The sequence below is a fragment of the Kineothrix alysoides genome (assembly GCF_000732725.1).
Taxonomy (GTDB): Bacteria; Bacillota; Clostridia; order Lachnospirales; family Lachnospiraceae; genus Kineothrix; species Kineothrix alysoides.
In genome coordinates this window covers 1812269-1827669 of record NZ_JPNB01000001.1, presented here as the reverse complement: position 1 = coordinate 1827669, position 15401 = coordinate 1812269, and the positions used below count along the sequence as shown (strand labels likewise).

The following is a 15401-nucleotide window of genomic DNA, read 5'->3' as shown; positions in this document are numbered from 1 at the left end:
GATTATATGAAGAAGATTATTAACAGACCGGAAACCTTTGTGAAAGAAATGTGTAATGGTATTGTATCTGCGCATCCGGAATTTGAGTTTATTGAAAAATATAAAATTATCAAAAAGAAAAATATAGATAAAAATAAAGTTAGTCTCATCAGCGGAGGCGGCAGCGGACATGAGCCTGCTCATGCGGGTTTCGTCGGCAGAGGTATGCTGGATGCGGCTGTATGCGGGGATGTATTTGCTTCTCCCTCACAAATTCAGGTATATCAGGCGATAAAGGAAACGGCAAGTGATAAGGGGACCTTATTAATTATTAAAAATTACAGCGGAGATATGATGAATTTTAAAAATGCAGCATATCTGGCCGGTGAAGACGGTATTTTGGTGGATTATATCAAGGTTGATGATGATATTGCCGTTCAGGACAGCTTATATACGGTAGGCCGCCGGGGCGTTGCAGGTACGGTACTGGTGCATAAAATAGCAGGTGCCTGTGCGGAGCAGGGAAAGAGCCTTGATGAAGTAAAAAAGGTTGCTTTAAAAGCAGCACAGAATGTAAGGAGTATTGGTTTTGCTTTCAGCTCCTGTACGGTTCCGGCAAAAGGAACCCCAACCTTTGATATGGGCGAAATGGAGATGGAATACGGAGTAGGAATCCACGGAGAACCCGGTATCAAACGAGAACAGATTGCAACTGCTGATGAATTGGCTTTACGAATGGTATCTGCTTTACTGGAAGATTTGAAGGTAGATGGTTCCTCTGAGGAAGAGGTCGCATTATTGGTGAACGGATTCGGAAGCACCCCATTGCAGGAATTATATTTACTTAACAATGCGGTAACCCGGGAGCTGGCGAAAAAAAATATAAAGATTAACAGAACCTTCGTTGGAAATTACATGACCAGTATTGATATGATGGGAGCTTCGGTTTCTATTATGAAGCTGGATGAGGAACTTGCGGAGTTACTTTCGCAAAAATGTGATGCTCCCGGTTTTAAAGTAGACGGTCCCGTTGAAAAAGCAGTATATTCAGACAGGGTTGCGGCCAGTGACGAGGCAAAGGATGTTTCTTATCAATGTGAAACGGATGCTTCTTATTCCGTTATAAGGGATGGCATACTATCCGCACAAAATCTCGTCTATATCCTTGATAAAATGAGCGAATGTATTATAAAAAATGAAGTACCTTTTTGTGAACTGGATTCCTATGCCGGAGATGGCGATTTTGGCATGAGTGTGGCAAAGGGCTTCAAGCAGTTAAAAAAAGAATGGAAGGAAATTCTCCATACAAAAGCGGATACCATCGGAAATTTCTTAGACGCTTGTTCTATGGTTATTATGGAACATTGCGGCGGTGCTTCAGGACCGATTTGGGGTTCTGCTTTCCGGGCGGCCGGAAAAAGTGCAGGAGAGAAGACTGCTCTGTCAATCACTGATTTTGCAGAAATAATGCAGGCAGCCGTGAAGGGAATTCAAAGTACGGGAGAGCGTTCTTTTGGCAGAGGTGCGGTTATCGGTGACAAAACATTAATTGATGCGCTTGTTCCCTGTGCCGATTCTTGGACAGAAAGTGCCATGCAGAGTCTCGATTTTAAAGCAGCCTTTGAAAAGTCTGCCCAGGCTGCCGCGGCGGGTGCAAAAGCAACAGAGAATATTGTGGCGAGGATGGGACGTGCGGGAACTGTTGGAGAAAGAAGCTTAGGGCATCCTGATGCCGGCGCCTATGCTCTTGGCGTAATATTTACGGAAATAGCAGAAGGTGTGAGCATAGCATAATAGGGTTAAACCAAATATGCATGATATAATGTGGACAGACATTATATCAGCATCGAACATAGTGGGGGTGCGCATCACCGGAATGACGTGCCGATATCATATGAGCTTGCAAATATGATATAATGTTATATAATCGGCATAATAGTTTGTCCTGTTCGTAGGATTTATTACAGTAAAGATAAGGAGAGGGTATCATATGCTATCAGAAAATTTTAGTTTTCAATCAGGTGACAGAGCAAATGTTTTTGTCTATAAGTGGAGCCCTGATTCCGGTACAGAAGTCAAGGGTGCTGTTCAAATCGCCCATGGAATGGCTGAGACTGCACTTAGATATAAACGGTTTGCTGATCTTCTAACGCAGAAGGGGTATATTGTCTATGCGAACGATCACCGGGGACATGGAAAAACAGCAGGAAGCCTTGAAAATATTGGATATCTGGCTGAAGCAGATGGTTTTGACTGGTTAGTGAAAGATATGCACCAGTTAACAACCATAATAAAAGAGGAGCATTCTGACTTACCGGTATTTCTATTTGGTCACAGTATGGGTTCCTTTGCTGCTCAGAGGTATATTATGCTATTTGGCAGGGAATTAAAGGGGGTAATCCTCTCCGGTTCCAGTGGAAGAGCAGCACTTTTACATAACTTTGGATTTCTTGCTGCCGGCCAAGAGGTGAAAAAGAACGGCAGAAAAGCCAAAAGCGTAAGGATGAACAAGCTTTCCTTCGGAAGCTTTAATAATGCCTTTAAGCCGAACCGTACTGAATTTGACTGGTTGAGCAGAGACAAGGACGAAGTTGATAAATATGTAAATGATCCATATTGTGGAGGAATTTTTTCGGCGGGATTTTTCTATGATTTTATGAAAGGTCTGAAAGAAATCGATAAAGCAAAAAACATTGTCTTGATACCTAAAAAGCTGCCTATCTATATCTTTTCGGGAGACAAAGATCCTGTCGGCAGTGCCGGAAAAGGTGTCAGGAAGCTTTATAATACCTATAAGAAAGCAGGTATACAGGACGTGACTATGAAGTTATATCCTGACGGCAGACATGAGATGCTGAATGAAATTAATAAAGATGAAGTTATGAAGGATGTAATAGAGTGGCTTGATTTGAAATAAAGGCGGCATTAGTGTACTTTTTCTTTCCATAAAAATATGCTTCTCCTTGTAATAAACTGTTTTTAGATTTAAACGGTCTGTTACAGGGAGGCATATTATTTTTATTTATTGTCCGGAACCATAAGGAAATGAATATTCTATGATATTTGTATGTTATTGGCAAATAAGAAACAGGATTAATTAAAATAGGTTCTGGTGAATGAACTGAAAATAAATATATCGGAAAGAAAAATATACGGATATTAAGAAGGAGAAAAAGAATATGAAAAGAATCAACCAAATTGTAAAATGCTGTGCTGTAATCATCCTCATACTTTTAGGGCTATCTGCAGGGGGCATTGCGTTTCTTACTATACGTGAATATCGTCCTTCTGCCGTAGAGGTGATTTCCGCATCAAATGGAGATAAAAAAGTAAATCAAGATACGGAATTAACGGTTATTACATATAATATAGGTTACTCCGCTTTAGGCAGCACAGAGGACTTTTTTATGGATGGAGGAACAAAAGTTAGGCCGGACAATAAGGCGGTTGTGGAAGAAAATTTATTAGGAAATGCAAATGTCATGAAGAGTAATCCTGCGGATATTTATTTCCTTCAGGAAGTCGATATAGATTCCAAACGTTCTTATCATATAGATGAAATGCAATATTTAGAGGAAGCCTTACAAATGCCGGGCATGTTTTCCTATAACTTTAAGTGTGATTATATACCGTATCCCATTCCGACAATGGGACATGTAGAGGCTGGATTAGTTACTTTAACAGATTTAGAAGTGAATTCTGCTTCACGAATTTCACTTCCTGAATCTTTTCAATGGCCGCTTAAGATATGTAATCTAAAACGTGCTCTTCTTGAGGCCAGAATTCCAATAGAGGGTACAGAGAAAGAGCTTGTATTATTTAATTTACATCTGGAAGCTTATGACAGTGGAGCGGGCAAGCTTGCGCAAAGTAAAATGCTGGCGGATATCCTTGAAAAAGAATATGAAAAAGGTAATTATGTTATTGCAGGCGGAGATTTTAATCAAATGTTTGAAGGATATAAGCAATATCCAATAGTAGAACAAGGAAATTGGATGCCTGGAATTATTAGAAATGAGGATATACCGGATACATTTTCTATTGCAGTAGATGATAGTATCCCTACATGCCGTCTGTTAAATGAACCATATACGGGCTCCTATGAAAATTCACAAATGTATATCATTGATGGATTTATTGTATCTAATAATATACAAGTACAAAATGTAAATGTTATATCTACAGAATTTCAATATTCAGATCATCAACCGGTAAAGTTAACCTTTACATTTAAATAGCTTTCTTAAATAAGCCATTAAAAAGGAGTGATAGCCACCGGCAGGACCATCTGAAAGTGAGGCCTCTATTCATTTTATGAGGGATACTTATATTATAGGCTGTAGGCATTTAGACATTGATTTTATTGGGTTTATAGGATTACATCAATCTTATCTACACAACCTAAAGTTTATTTTTACGTTTGGAAAAATATATCTACGAGTAGAAAACGGCATGTCAATACTAAGACAGCTGAGCTTAACTCAAAGGAAGAATACAAGAAATATAAGAATTCGTATTTAGATGATGTTTCTAAAGTAGAGAAAGATTATATAAAAGCTTTAGAAAATATGGAAATCAAGCTGTTAGGTAAGGAAAATGAAAAATAATTTTATGTTATAATAATGGGAAGTAGATTATTTTAAATAGAGGGAGGGTATTCTGTGAATTTTTATATAGCATCGAGTTTCAAGAATATTGAGCAGGTACGAGAGATTTCTAATGAGCTAAAGTTAAAAGGTTATATCCACACATATGATTGGACTCAAAACGAAAAAGCTAGTTCCCTTGAAGAATTAGCTACTATCGGTGTAAAAGAAAAAGAAGCAGTGATGAATTCGGATTTCCTTGTTATTCTATTGCCAGCAGGTAAAGGAAGTCATATTGAGTTAGGAATAGCCCTTGGGCTTAGAAAGCGAATATATATATATTCGCTGACAAATGAAATCTACGAATATGATAAAACAAGCACTTTTTATCATATAGAAAGTGTAAATAAGTTTGTTGGGAGTTTTGATTTATTCATACAATACCTAATGGAACAAGAAAATCAAGTTAAACGGAATCTTAATAAGAAAGATAATTAAACCGTCTCTTATTATGCAATCTATAAAGTTATTTTACAAAAGTAAGGTTTGAGAGGTATAATTATTGAAAATATACCCTTCCGCCAAGGGGCTACCCACCCTATGGTCATAAGAATCACAGCAACAGGGCACGTTGAAACCATTGTCCTGCTGATCGAAAAGCTTAGGAAATCAAAGAAGTTCAGAGCTTTAAGATAGATATGCAGGTGTGTTTTTAAGGTTAATTCGAGTGAAGTATATTTCTGATTACCATAGTAGGGCAGGGAAAATGAACGTTTTGGTAAAAAGTTAGATTTTGGCTTAACAGGTAGCTGAGACGAGAAATAAAGCAGGAAGTCATCAGGAAATGGGGATTAGATGAAAAACATATTTATAGGAGGAATACAAGGGACTGGTAAAACAACATTGATGAAATCACTATATGAAAAGCTTGATGGATACATATGTATCTTGAGGGATATTTCTCTGGTTGAACTGGCATAGTGTAGAGCTGTGGTATCCTCTTGTGATGCGATATTTAAATGACTCACCTAATGGAAAGAAATTTGAGTTTGTGGATATATCAGATATGGTCGCGCATTTTAAAATACGTATGGACCTTGAATTAAAAATAATTAAAGGAATAATGGGAGGATATTCAATGATTTTACCTGCCAAGACCTATGATATAGAGGATGTTATAAATAAAATGGAAGACTAGTTTTATGGGAATGTATGGAGATGATGTAGAAGAAAGTGTTAGGGACGTTATTTTTTCGCCCTTTATAAAACATTTAAAATCGGAACATATTCACCTATATATTGAAAATAATAAGCAAAATTAATGATTGATTATCAAAGTGCTAAATTGGAGTTTATTGGATGGTGATGACAAAGAAAGTTAAAAAGCAATATAAAGCAAAAGTATTTTCTTGCAAGAGGGCGTAAATTTTCCTGTGTCTCAAATGACATCAAGTATCTGGAATTGAATTAGATATGTAAAATTCTTGTTAGTTATAGGTGAACTTTTGTGTCGAATTTATTTTCTTATTTTAGTCTGTGCAGATAAAGAAATTTTATACATTTCTACATGAAAAGTAATCGATAATTGAAAAGCAACTTTTCGTGGACGCTGCCCACACCCGACCTCCGAAATAAAAATGAAAAATCTGTTTATCTTGGAATATTCTGGTTAAACTATAATTATCGGTGAAATAAGATATATGTGGATCGGCAGGTAGCTTTGCGGGCAGCCTGCCGATTTTTTCTATTTACAGATATTCGCTAATCCGATCACCATACAAGATAAGAAGCTGACTTAAGACTAAGTCCCAGTTACGATAACGTTGCGTCCACTTCTTCTTTACATTCTGAGTCGCCAGGTACAACATTTTTTCCAAGGAAGTATCATTTGGAAAAACACTTTTTGTCTTGGTTACCTTACGAAACTGTCGATTTACTCCTTCTATGATATTTGTCGTATACATAATCCTGCGGATATCTTCGCTGAACTGAAAGAAAGGGCTTACAACATCCCAATTCTGTTCCCAACTTGCGATTGCATACGGATATTTTTTACCCCAGATTTCTTTCGCTCCTTCTAATTCAGAAAGGGCTGCTTCTTCGGTGGGTGCCTTGTATACTGCTTTAAAGTCAGACGCAAACTTCTTGATGTCTTTATAGGATACATATTTGAAGGAATTGCGCAGCATGTGGATGATACACCGTTGTACTTGTGCCTGCGGATAGGCCGCGGCGATTGCTTCCTTGAATCCGTTAAGTCCATCTACACAAAAGAAGAGCACTTCTTGGACACCACGATTCTTTAAATCATTTAACATACCCAGCCAGAACTTAGAGGATTCATTTGCCCCGATGTTGATGCTCAGGATGTCTTTATTCCCATCTAAACTTACGCCTAATACCACATAAGCTGCTCGATTCAAAATTCGTCCATCCTCACGGATTTTGTAATGGATCGCATCCATGAAGACAAAGGGATAGATTGGCTCCAAGGGACGGGACTGCCATTCTTTTACTTCGGGCAGAAGCTTATCCGTAATCTTGCTGACCATTTCGGCTGACACTTGAATTCCATACAAGTCTTCAATCTGATCATGGATATCGCGGGTGGTCATGCCTCTGGCATAGAGGGAAATGACTTTTTCCTCAATCCCCGAAATATCCCGTTGGTACTTAGGAACAATCTGGGGTTCGAATTCCCCATTTCTATCTCGGGGAATATCCAGTTGTACTTCTCCATACTGACTCTTTACGGTTTTGGGAGAATATCCATTGCGCTTGTTGTCCGAGTCCATATGCTCCTTATTATTTTTTTCATAGCCAATTGAAGCATTCATTTCCGATTCTAATAGCTCCTGCAGCATATCTTTAAAACTGTCCTTAAATAGGGCATAGATATCACTGGGACTATTAATGTCGTTATCAGCAATAATTTGTTGTAATTGGTCCTTTGCAATAGCCATATAAAAAGCTCCTTCCTGAAAAAGAATTATTTATCTAATTCTTTCCAGAGAGAAGCCATTTATTTCCAAAGACACAACTTATTTTACACTACCTCTTGCAATAAAAAAACGAACTGTTGGATTATCACAGTACTGTTATTGTCTTTTTCCTGTTATTTGCCGATGTTGCTGAAAAGGTTTGAAATACCAGTCCCAAATGTGTTATTGAGTACCAAATATTTGTTTGTGCTTATTCCTGTGGTGATATCTCTTGTTTTTGAAATAAGGGAACATACCCTAAAGCAATGGGTTTTGTTCCTGTTTACCAGAAGACTTCCTGCAAGATCAATTTTGCAGTGTGCATTATTTATCAGTATTGGATTAGGTAGTTCTTATGGGTACGCCATGGTTGCAGGAGAACCGGATTTGTTTATCAACACATATTCTACAATTTTTTCAGTGTTTCTAAATAGTATTTATCTTTTTGCCATAGCATTGCTTGAAGAAATGGCATGGAGAGGATTTTTTCTGAAAAGATTATCCATGAAACAAGAGAAAATGCGTTTTATTTTCTATGTAGGCGTAATTTGGGGATTATGGCACATTCCAATGTGGAGTATTAGAAATTTATTGACGGTACAGGAAATAATTCTTTATTTTGTGTGGACTATCCTTTTATCATTTATTCTTGGAATGTTTTATTACAGATATCACAGTGTACTTATACTTGCATTTTTACATATGATTTTCAATACCTGTTTTCTTGCTCCTGTACAATGGAATATTTTGATAGTGCTAATTGTGGTACCTATTTTAACCGGTTTTTACAAATTAAAAAAATGTAATAAATCCATATAATAAATTTGAATTTGAAATTAGCTTTTTACATACTAGATTGACGAATCTTAATGAAGATGCTATTCTTTTTCTATACCCCTATGGGTATTAGGGAGGTGAGTAGATGCGCCAGTGTATGGATGCAGATAATCTTCATAGAAGATTGAATAAAATAATGGGACAAATCAAGGCTATCGATAAAATGGTGGATGAAGATATTCCTTGTGAAGATATTCTAATCCAGATTAATGCTGCTAAAGGTGCACTTCATAAAGTCGGTCAATTGGTATTAGAAGGACACTTGAATCACTGTGTTCGCGAGGGAATTGAGCATGGTGACGCCGATAAGACTATTTCTGAATTTACCAAAGCAGTTGAGCATTTTTCAAGAATGACATAACTTTGTCCAGACTAGGGCAGCCGAAATACGGCTGCTTTTTTGTTGACAAAAATATACCCATGGGGGTATACTTCTTTTGTTGCATATACATATACCCCCATAAGTATAAAGGAGTGATTTTTTGATTGAATTATTAAAAAACGATGAGAAGGGAACCACTCTGTTTCTCTGCTTATCGCTAATATCTTTGGTGGTTAGTTTCTTTAATATCGGTCATCTGCCTATCAATGTGGCATGGCTGGCCATTCTGCTTTGCGGAATCCCCATCATTAAAGGAGCTGTTTTCGGTCTTGCTGCCAAATTCGACATCAAAGCAGATGTGTTGGTATCCCTCGCATTAGTTGCTTCGGTTATCATTGGTGAGACTTTTGCTGCAGGTGAGATTGCACTTATCATGGCTGTTGGTGCATTTTTAGAAGAAAGAACTGTGGTGAAGGCTCGTGCTGGGATTGAAAAACTGGTATATCTCTCTCCTGCAACAGCAAGGGTTGTGTGTGATGGAGAGGAGCAGATTATCCCTGCTGAACATGTACAAGTGGGTGACACGCTTCGAGTATTGGCAGGGGAAACTATCGCGGTGGATGGTATTATTACCAAAGGTCAGACCGCCGTTGATCAATCTGTTATGACAGGTGAATCTTTACCAGTGGATAAGGGTGAGGGGGACGAAGTACAAAGCGGTACCATCAATCAATATGGAACTTTCGATATGATTGCACAGAAGGTTGGAGAGGACAGTTCTTTGCAACGAATGATACGCCTCGTGGAGTCGGCAGATGCAGGTAAGGCAAAAATTGTAGGTCTGGCTGACCGGTGGGCGACATGGATCGTGGTCATTGCCCTTGTTTCATCGGGGCTTACATGGGCTGTCACTGGTGAAGTTATTCGTGCTGTGACCATCCTCGTTGTGTTCTGCCCTTGCGCGCTGGTACTGGCAACGCCCACTGCAATTATGGCTGGCATCGGAAATGCCACAAAACATGGCATTCTCATCAGTCAGGGTGATGCGTTGGAGCGGTTGGCGAAGGTAAAGTGCGTCGCTTTTGATAAGACAGGAACTCTAACATATGGAGAGCTGTCTGTATCACGGGTGGAGAGCTGTTCTCAAAGTTTTGATAATGATAGGTTGCTTGCACTTGTGGCCAGTGCCGAACTGCGTTCTGAACATCCACTGGGCAAAGCCATTGTTGCGGAGTATCGCCAGATAAAGGGAAAGCCCCCCATCGAGCCAGAAGTGTTTCAGATTCTTCCGGGACGTGGCGTTTCAGCTACCATACAGGGATATGAAGTCTTTGCTGGAAATGAGGCGATGATAGCAGATCACAGCCTCGTCTTACCTGAGCAGCTTTCGGAAAGTGCGAACATAGTCAAAGCCAATGGCAGTACAGTCATCTATGGGATGGACAAGGAGCAGATTCTTGGTCTGGTAGCTCTTTCGGACACGATGCGACTTAACACAGCGCAGACTATCCGGGAAGTATGTGATACAGGAACAAATGTTATCTTGCTTACTGGTGATGAACCACAGGCAGCCAATCATGTTGCAAAGATTGCTGGTATTACTAATGTCAAAGCAAACTGCTTACCAGAGGATAAGTTGAAGGCCATTCGGCAGTACCAAGAGAAAGGCGAGTTTGTTTGTATGGTGGGTGATGGTATTAATGATGCACCTGCTCTCAAGGCTGCTCAAGTGGGGATTGCCATGGGAGGAATAGGCAGCGATATTGCTATTGAAGCGGCTGACATTGCCCTTGTTGGAGATGATATAAGTGAAATCTCCCATCTGATCTTGCTTTCTCGCCAAGTGATGAAAACCATTCATATCAATCTTGCAGCTTCAATGCTTCTCGATTTTGCTGCAATTGTGCTTGCCATTACAGGTATTTTAAATCCAGTGGTGGGTGCATTGGTACATAATGTAGGTTCTGTGGCTGTTATCATCAATTCATCTTTATTATTAAAATGGAGGAAATAAAATGAAAGAATGGGCTTTGTTTGGATTGTTTCTGTTTGTCGGGATTGGAATGCTCGTTTCCGGAATTGTCTATATGAGAAAGGAAAAGGACGACACGGAATCGGTAAAAATTTACCGCGTGGTATCTATAATTGGAGTTGTATCGACAATCGGTGCTGTAGCTTATCGAGCGTTAATATAGCAATTGATCAGTTTTTATATTCATGCAGTAAACTGAATAAATTCAATTTGTAGTGAACGTATCAATGTATAATATAATTTTATAATAGTAAAAATTGAAAGAAATAGAGTGAGTAAAAAAACCTCCAAGTCAAAGGATTTGGAGGTTTCATTCTGCCCATTTAATAAAGGAAGCTTATATCATAATTTATAAGTTTATGGTAGAATAATCAAGATGAGATTCTACTATAGAAAAGAGCGCAGAAAGCAAATCTATAAGAGCAGTCAAGATTACATCTTTCAAACAAATCTTATTTTTTGTATGGCAGTAATATGCCGTTCTACAAGCTGCACTTTGAGCCAGTTTGTTTCCTGTCCGTCTGGTAGCCAAGTTTTCCTCGTGTAAAAATGAGAATTACGATTGCCATAATACCCAATCCTATCGCTACCGGTAAATCAGTGCTTGTCACAATCGGAGCAGAAAAAAGTGGCAGAATCAAGCTAAAAGTATTTATACTGGTATGTACCAATATAGCAATAAATAGACTCCCCTTTGTATGGTTGAAAACCCATGTCATAATAACAGCGACGGACATGACAAGCAGCAGGAAAATAGGCAAATTAATGTAAAGAATAGACAGGCTGGAATCCGGACCACCCCTTTGGGCTGTTGTAAGAAAATGAGGCAGATGCCAAAAAGTCCACAGAACCCCAAGCAGAAGAGTTGCCCGGAGAGCGCCATATTGAGCTTGCATTCGTGGAAGTGCGAAACCGCGCCAGCCAATTTCTTCCCCCAGCGGCCCACCGCCAAAGAAAATAATTGTAAAGTAAATGATATATTTAGCATAAAATCCGGACGGAACCCCCTGAAAGCTGGCTATGGCCCCGGGAAGAATACTAATTCCAAGCGTCATCACCAGTGGAATTCCAAATAATATGAAGACGTACCAAATCCAGCCGACTTTAAACCTGCGAAAACGTTTTTTCATATTAAGCCAACCGCCTTTTCCCTCAGTTATGCGCCCCATGATATAGGCTGAAAGGGCCGGTCCAACGAATGCAGTGAGTCCAAAAAAAATCATAAAAACATTTGTATTAGGCAGTATATTCCATTGAGATAAGATATACGGAATAAGTATAATCCATGAAAAAGCATATGCCATGAAAAAGAAAGAGAACAGAGGATGCTGACGCATAAAGTTTTGAAGTTTCATAGAATTCACAATCCTTTCACACCTTTTTTAATAAAATTCGAGAATATCTCCGCCTGACAGTCAAGCACGTCACAAATCGCATCAAGCGTCGAAAGTCTTATGGCGCTTACCTTGCCGGTTTTTATATTTGAAAGATTTACATTAGCGATACCTACCTCATCGGCCTGTTCATTGAGTGATATTTTGCGATCCGCCATCATGCGGTCAAGTCTCAGTATTATAGTCATTCGCCATCCTCCTATAAAGTTTCATCCGACTGTTGCTGAAGTTCCATGCCATACTGGAAGATAAGCGAGAAGCAATATATTACAATAGCCAATATCATCAATTCGCTGCTAAAATCGTACAAATTATCAGTTGTCAACGAGATAGCCTTCTTGATTTCAAAATCAACTCGCGGAGCCACGCCGCTGTCTATCAAAAGAAGAAGTGCGATTCTTTTCATGCCTTTGGCTATTTTGGGTGTGAAAGGAGAATACTCGCAGCTTACATTCCTAAAAATACGATTTGCCGAAATCAATATGGCAATAAAAAAACACTGACTGGCAACACCCGGCAGCAAATCAGTACCGATGCCCACATCATTCGCCAGTGAAAACGGCCAAATTATTCTTATGCCTCCCAGTGTAATACTGTTAACTTCTGGCGATATTATAAGCCATATAATTCCAGCTGCCTCAAAGCATACCGTGATAATCATAGTGATATACAATATTTTGGTCAATACAGCGACGACTTTGCTTGTAACTATGATTTTTTTCTGGATAGCATCCATATATATAACCTCCATTTATTTATTATAATAGCCATGAGCAAAACTCCGCACATGTAGTATTTATGCAGGTTTGCAAGGTATGACAACCCTTTTTATCACTATTAAATTTATAGTAACAACCAGCTCCTAATGGTATAATTAAGTTGTCAAAATCAATTCACCTGAAAGGAGCTGATTGCTATCTACCGTCAAGAAATTTTAAAAGATATCCGTCTTTTCACTTCGCAGCCTGCGGCTAAGTTTTATGATTCCCTTTTCCTCAACTTAGACCTTTCTTCTGTTCCGCAATATCCAGACACCGGACGCAGAGGCTTTTCCAATCATGCACTCATTTGTTCTTTTATTGTCATGAAATGTGAAGGCTTCTCCATGCTTTCTGATCTGGTCGATTATCTGGGCAACAACCTTCTCATTGCACACTACTGCGGCTTTGATATCACTTCCCCTTTGCCCTCTTACTGGACCTTCGACCGTTTCTTGAAAAATTTCCAACACGGGCCTTTATCCACACTCATGCAATCCCTCGTTTTAAAGCTCGCCTCTGAAGGGGTTATCGATACTTCCTTCATTGGTCTTGATTCTACTCCCATTGCTGCCAATACCTCTTATTATAAATATAATATAATCTGAAATTTAACGTATGTCAATTGATTTTTAATGATAAACATTAAATTGTTAATGCAATAATTAGATAAAAAATTTAATAAAGTGAATTGTAAGGCGAGATGCCACTTTGTAATTCAAAACGCAGTTTTTGTATTTGAGAAGTAAAGTTTTGTAAACGAAAAGCCACTTTTGTAAGTGAAATATAGAGTTTTGTAATTGAGAAGCCATATTTGTAATCCAAATGCAGTTTGATTTTCAGCTTTTTCTGCTGTATTATGATAATTACAGGCATGCCAAAGGGAGGTCGACTCCCTCTCGATTTTTTTGTAATCGGAGAATCCACCCCTTCATTCCTTAGTCAGATGATTGGTTGGCGGCACGTTAATAATTATTTTTTGAGAAGTGCAGGTTTTAACATGATGTCTCCGGCTGCTACCGGTTTGCATCCAAGTTTTTCCAAAACCTCTTCTCCATGATAAAAGCTGAATGTTTCGTATGGGCTACGATTATTCAGCTTTTTTCTTTTGTAAGAATTAATGTGATTCATCATTAAATTCACTTCTTCCTGTGTAAGCTGATCAAAGCCTGTTCCTTTTGAAAGGACTCTTCTTATTAATTCATGGTTTACTTCGCAGGAACCTTTTTGATAGGGACTTCCAGCATCACAATAATATACTTTGGTTCGCCATAATGGTGTTGTTTCACGATACTCAATTGCCTTTGGATTAGAGAACTCACTTCCATTGTCTGTTAGGATTACTTGAAAAAGTTGACTGAATTCTTCTTTTCCTAAAAGTATATCCAAACCATTAAAAATATCAGTTACAGATTTGGAAGTATTAGCATCTCTAACAAATGCAAGCATTAAACTACATTCAACAAAATGAATCGTAAGAAGGCATTTACCACCTTTGCTACCAATAACAGAATCCATTTGTACAACAGGTGTATCTGGATTCTTCTCCATATACGCAGTAAAGGCTTCATAATTACGACCAATACGGCATCCTTTATCAACTTTGAACTCAGGCTTTTTATATCTTTCACGAAACTTAACTTTTCTTGGAAGATCAATATTTCTTACATCAAACATACATGCATCAATGTAGTTATAGATTGTTTTTTCACTACACATAAGCTCATCTTCATGATTGATGTAAACCTGATTTACAGACTGTCCATTCTGAATTAATGGTGAGATGATTTTATTCAACCTGCTGATTTCTTCCTCTGATACGCATAGCCCGCTTCGTGACTGGGTAATCGTTTCATGGGATTTAATATGAGCGTGTTCTGCATCATATATATTTTTTAGCAATGTACATTTTCTTATGGTGTCACAACCATTGCAGACATACGGAACTCTAAATCTGGCAGTACAGACTTCCTCAACATACTCATCACAATTCGGATTGCAGGACTGACATAGTTTACAATACTGTGCGGATTTACGAGTGCAGTCCTTACCACACAGGCCTTTCTTACGACAGTTAAATCTGTTTTTACACAAGTTGAATGGATAGCCGGGATAACCAGTGGCAATTTCAGAACTATACTTACGTACCTCACGTGATATGGTTGTTGGATTCTTATCCAATCTGCGGCTTATTTCTTTAAATGAAAGACTTTCCTTTAGAAACTTTTGCAGATCAAGTCTTTCTTCATATGTAAAAAATTTAGACATATATCCTCCAATCTGCCGCCAACTATCATAGGATATATGTAACAAAATAAAAGTGCAAACAAAAAGACTGGTTATTAGCCAATCTTTTGTAAGCCAGGATGCAACCTCCTGGTGTATAAATAATATTTTACTTAATTAATTCTTAGTTGAATTGAGATGGGTTGCATCTCGATTTACAATTGAGGAAAAAATTTAATAATCTAAAGGTGACACGAGAAACCACTTTGTAAATCGAGATGCAAGG

Annotated in this window: 14 protein-coding genes and 1 pseudogene; 10 read left to right on the top strand and 5 right to left on the bottom strand. The window is 38.4% G+C overall.

The genetic code is table 11. The annotated features are described in order from the left end of the window. Positions 1-6 precede the first annotated feature (6 nt). From dhaK to CC90_RS24185, 5 genes are all read left to right on the top strand, one after another. Entirely contained in the window at positions 7-1773 is a 1767-nt protein-coding gene (gene dhaK / locus CC90_RS23685; protein WP_081905974.1) for a dihydroxyacetone kinase subunit DhaK, read from the top strand. 196 nt (positions 1774-1969) lie between these two features. Continuing rightward, positions 1970-2896, top strand: coding sequence for an alpha/beta hydrolase (locus tag CC90_RS0108660; RefSeq protein WP_031390392.1), 927 nt, complete (start codon positions 1970-1972; stop codon positions 2894-2896). Between the two features lie 262 nt (positions 2897-3158). Beyond that, positions 3159-4217, top strand: a complete 1059-nt coding sequence (locus CC90_RS0108655) for an endonuclease/exonuclease/phosphatase family protein (RefSeq protein WP_035315274.1) — start codon at positions 3159-3161, stop codon at positions 4215-4217. A gap of 423 nt (positions 4218-4640) precedes the next feature. Continuing rightward, positions 4641-5063, top strand: a complete 423-nt coding sequence (locus CC90_RS0108650; RefSeq protein ID WP_035315272.1) for a hypothetical protein — start codon at positions 4641-4643, stop codon at positions 5061-5063. A 469-nt stretch (positions 5064-5532) separates the two neighbouring features. Beyond that, the gene (locus CC90_RS24185; RefSeq protein WP_132038578.1) at positions 5533-5763 is read left to right on the top strand and encodes a hypothetical protein; all 231 of its coding nucleotides are present in this window, start codon (positions 5533-5535) and stop codon (positions 5761-5763) included. Positions 5764-6313: 550 nt separating this feature from the next. Here the strand turns inward: CC90_RS24185 and CC90_RS0108630 are convergent. Further along, complete coding sequence (locus CC90_RS0108630) at positions 6314-7528, bottom strand: IS256 family transposase (protein ID WP_031390389.1); 1215 nt, start codon at positions 7526-7528, stop codon at positions 6314-6316. A 225-nt stretch (positions 7529-7753) separates the two neighbouring features. Between CC90_RS0108630 and CC90_RS23680 the strand changes: the two genes are divergently transcribed. From CC90_RS23680 to CC90_RS22250, 4 genes are all read left to right on the top strand, one after another. Beyond that, positions 7754-8365 carry a CPBP family intramembrane glutamic endopeptidase gene (locus tag CC90_RS23680; protein ID WP_242843291.1) on the top strand — a complete coding sequence of 204 codons (612 nt, stop codon included), beginning with the start codon at positions 7754-7756 and terminating at the stop codon, positions 8363-8365. Between the two features lie 103 nt (positions 8366-8468). After that, positions 8469-8744, top strand: a complete 276-nt coding sequence (locus CC90_RS0108620; RefSeq protein ID WP_031390387.1) for a metal-sensing transcriptional repressor — start codon at positions 8469-8471, stop codon at positions 8742-8744. Between the two features lie 121 nt (positions 8745-8865). Beyond that, positions 8866-10719, top strand: coding sequence for a heavy metal translocating P-type ATPase (locus CC90_RS0108615; RefSeq protein WP_031390386.1), 1854 nt, complete (start codon positions 8866-8868; stop codon positions 10717-10719). Position 10720: 1 nt separating this feature from the next. Beyond that, positions 10721-10900 (top strand): hypothetical protein, encoded by a 180-nt coding sequence (locus CC90_RS22250; RefSeq protein WP_035315270.1) that lies wholly within the window; start codon positions 10721-10723, stop codon positions 10898-10900. Positions 10901-11219: 319 nt separating this feature from the next. Here the strand turns inward: CC90_RS22250 and CC90_RS0108605 are convergent, their stop codons facing one another. From CC90_RS0108605 to CC90_RS0108595, 3 genes and pseudogenes are all read right to left on the bottom strand, one after another. After that, positions 11220-12092: a CPBP family intramembrane glutamic endopeptidase gene (locus CC90_RS0108605; RefSeq protein WP_051869342.1), complete on the bottom strand. Its 873-nt coding sequence runs from the start codon at positions 12090-12092 to the stop codon at positions 11220-11222. 27 nt (positions 12093-12119) lie between these two features. Then, a pseudogene (locus CC90_RS0108600) lies at positions 12120-12319 on the bottom strand (helix-turn-helix domain-containing protein). A gap of 11 nt (positions 12320-12330) precedes the next feature. Further along, on the bottom strand, positions 12331-12867 hold the full coding sequence (locus tag CC90_RS0108595; RefSeq protein WP_031390383.1) for a hypothetical protein: 537 nt from the start codon (positions 12865-12867) through the stop codon (positions 12331-12333). Between the two features lie 348 nt (positions 12868-13215). Here CC90_RS0108595 and CC90_RS25140 point away from each other — a divergent pair, with 348 nt between their 5' ends. Further along, positions 13216-13497 carry a transposase gene (locus tag CC90_RS25140; protein WP_242843258.1) on the top strand — a complete coding sequence of 94 codons (282 nt, stop codon included), beginning with the start codon at positions 13216-13218 and terminating at the stop codon, positions 13495-13497. A gap of 364 nt (positions 13498-13861) precedes the next feature. On the opposite strand, the gene CC90_RS0108585 is transcribed toward CC90_RS25140, so the two are convergent. Then, positions 13862-15157 carry an IS30 family transposase gene (locus tag CC90_RS0108585; RefSeq protein WP_031389499.1) on the bottom strand — a complete coding sequence of 432 codons (1296 nt, stop codon included), beginning with the start codon at positions 15155-15157 and terminating at the stop codon, positions 13862-13864. Between the last annotated feature and the right edge of the window lie 244 nt (positions 15158-15401).

What these genes read in the sequence shown, in the direction of transcription:
- dhaK (WP_081905974.1), top strand. Translation starts at nt 7, where the DNA reads ATGAAGAAGATTATTAACAGACCGGAAACCTTTGTGAAAGAAATGTGT.
- CC90_RS0108660 (WP_031390392.1), top strand. Translation starts at nt 1,970, where the DNA reads ATGCTATCAGAAAATTTTAGTTTTCAATCAGGTGACAGAGCAAATGTT.
- CC90_RS0108655 (WP_035315274.1), top strand. Translation starts at nt 3,159, where the DNA reads ATGAAAAGAATCAACCAAATTGTAAAATGCTGTGCTGTAATCATCCTC.
- CC90_RS0108630 (WP_031390389.1), bottom strand. Translation starts at nt 7,528, where the DNA reads ATGGCTATTGCAAAGGACCAATTACAACAAATTATTGCTGATAACGAC.
- CC90_RS0108620 (WP_031390387.1), top strand. Translation starts at nt 8,469, where the DNA reads ATGCGCCAGTGTATGGATGCAGATAATCTTCATAGAAGATTGAATAAA.
- CC90_RS22250 (WP_035315270.1), top strand. Translation starts at nt 10,721, where the DNA reads ATGAAAGAATGGGCTTTGTTTGGATTGTTTCTGTTTGTCGGGATTGGA.
- CC90_RS0108605 (WP_051869342.1), bottom strand. Translation starts at nt 12,092, where the DNA reads ATGAAACTTCAAAACTTTATGCGTCAGCATCCTCTGTTCTCTTTCTTT.
- CC90_RS0108595 (WP_031390383.1), bottom strand. Translation starts at nt 12,867, where the DNA reads ATGGATGCTATCCAGAAAAAAATCATAGTTACAAGCAAAGTCGTCGCT.
- CC90_RS25140 (WP_242843258.1), top strand. Translation starts at nt 13,216, where the DNA reads ATGAAATGTGAAGGCTTCTCCATGCTTTCTGATCTGGTCGATTATCTG.
- CC90_RS0108585 (WP_031389499.1), bottom strand. Translation starts at nt 15,157, where the DNA reads ATGTCTAAATTTTTTACATATGAAGAAAGACTTGATCTGCAAAAGTTT.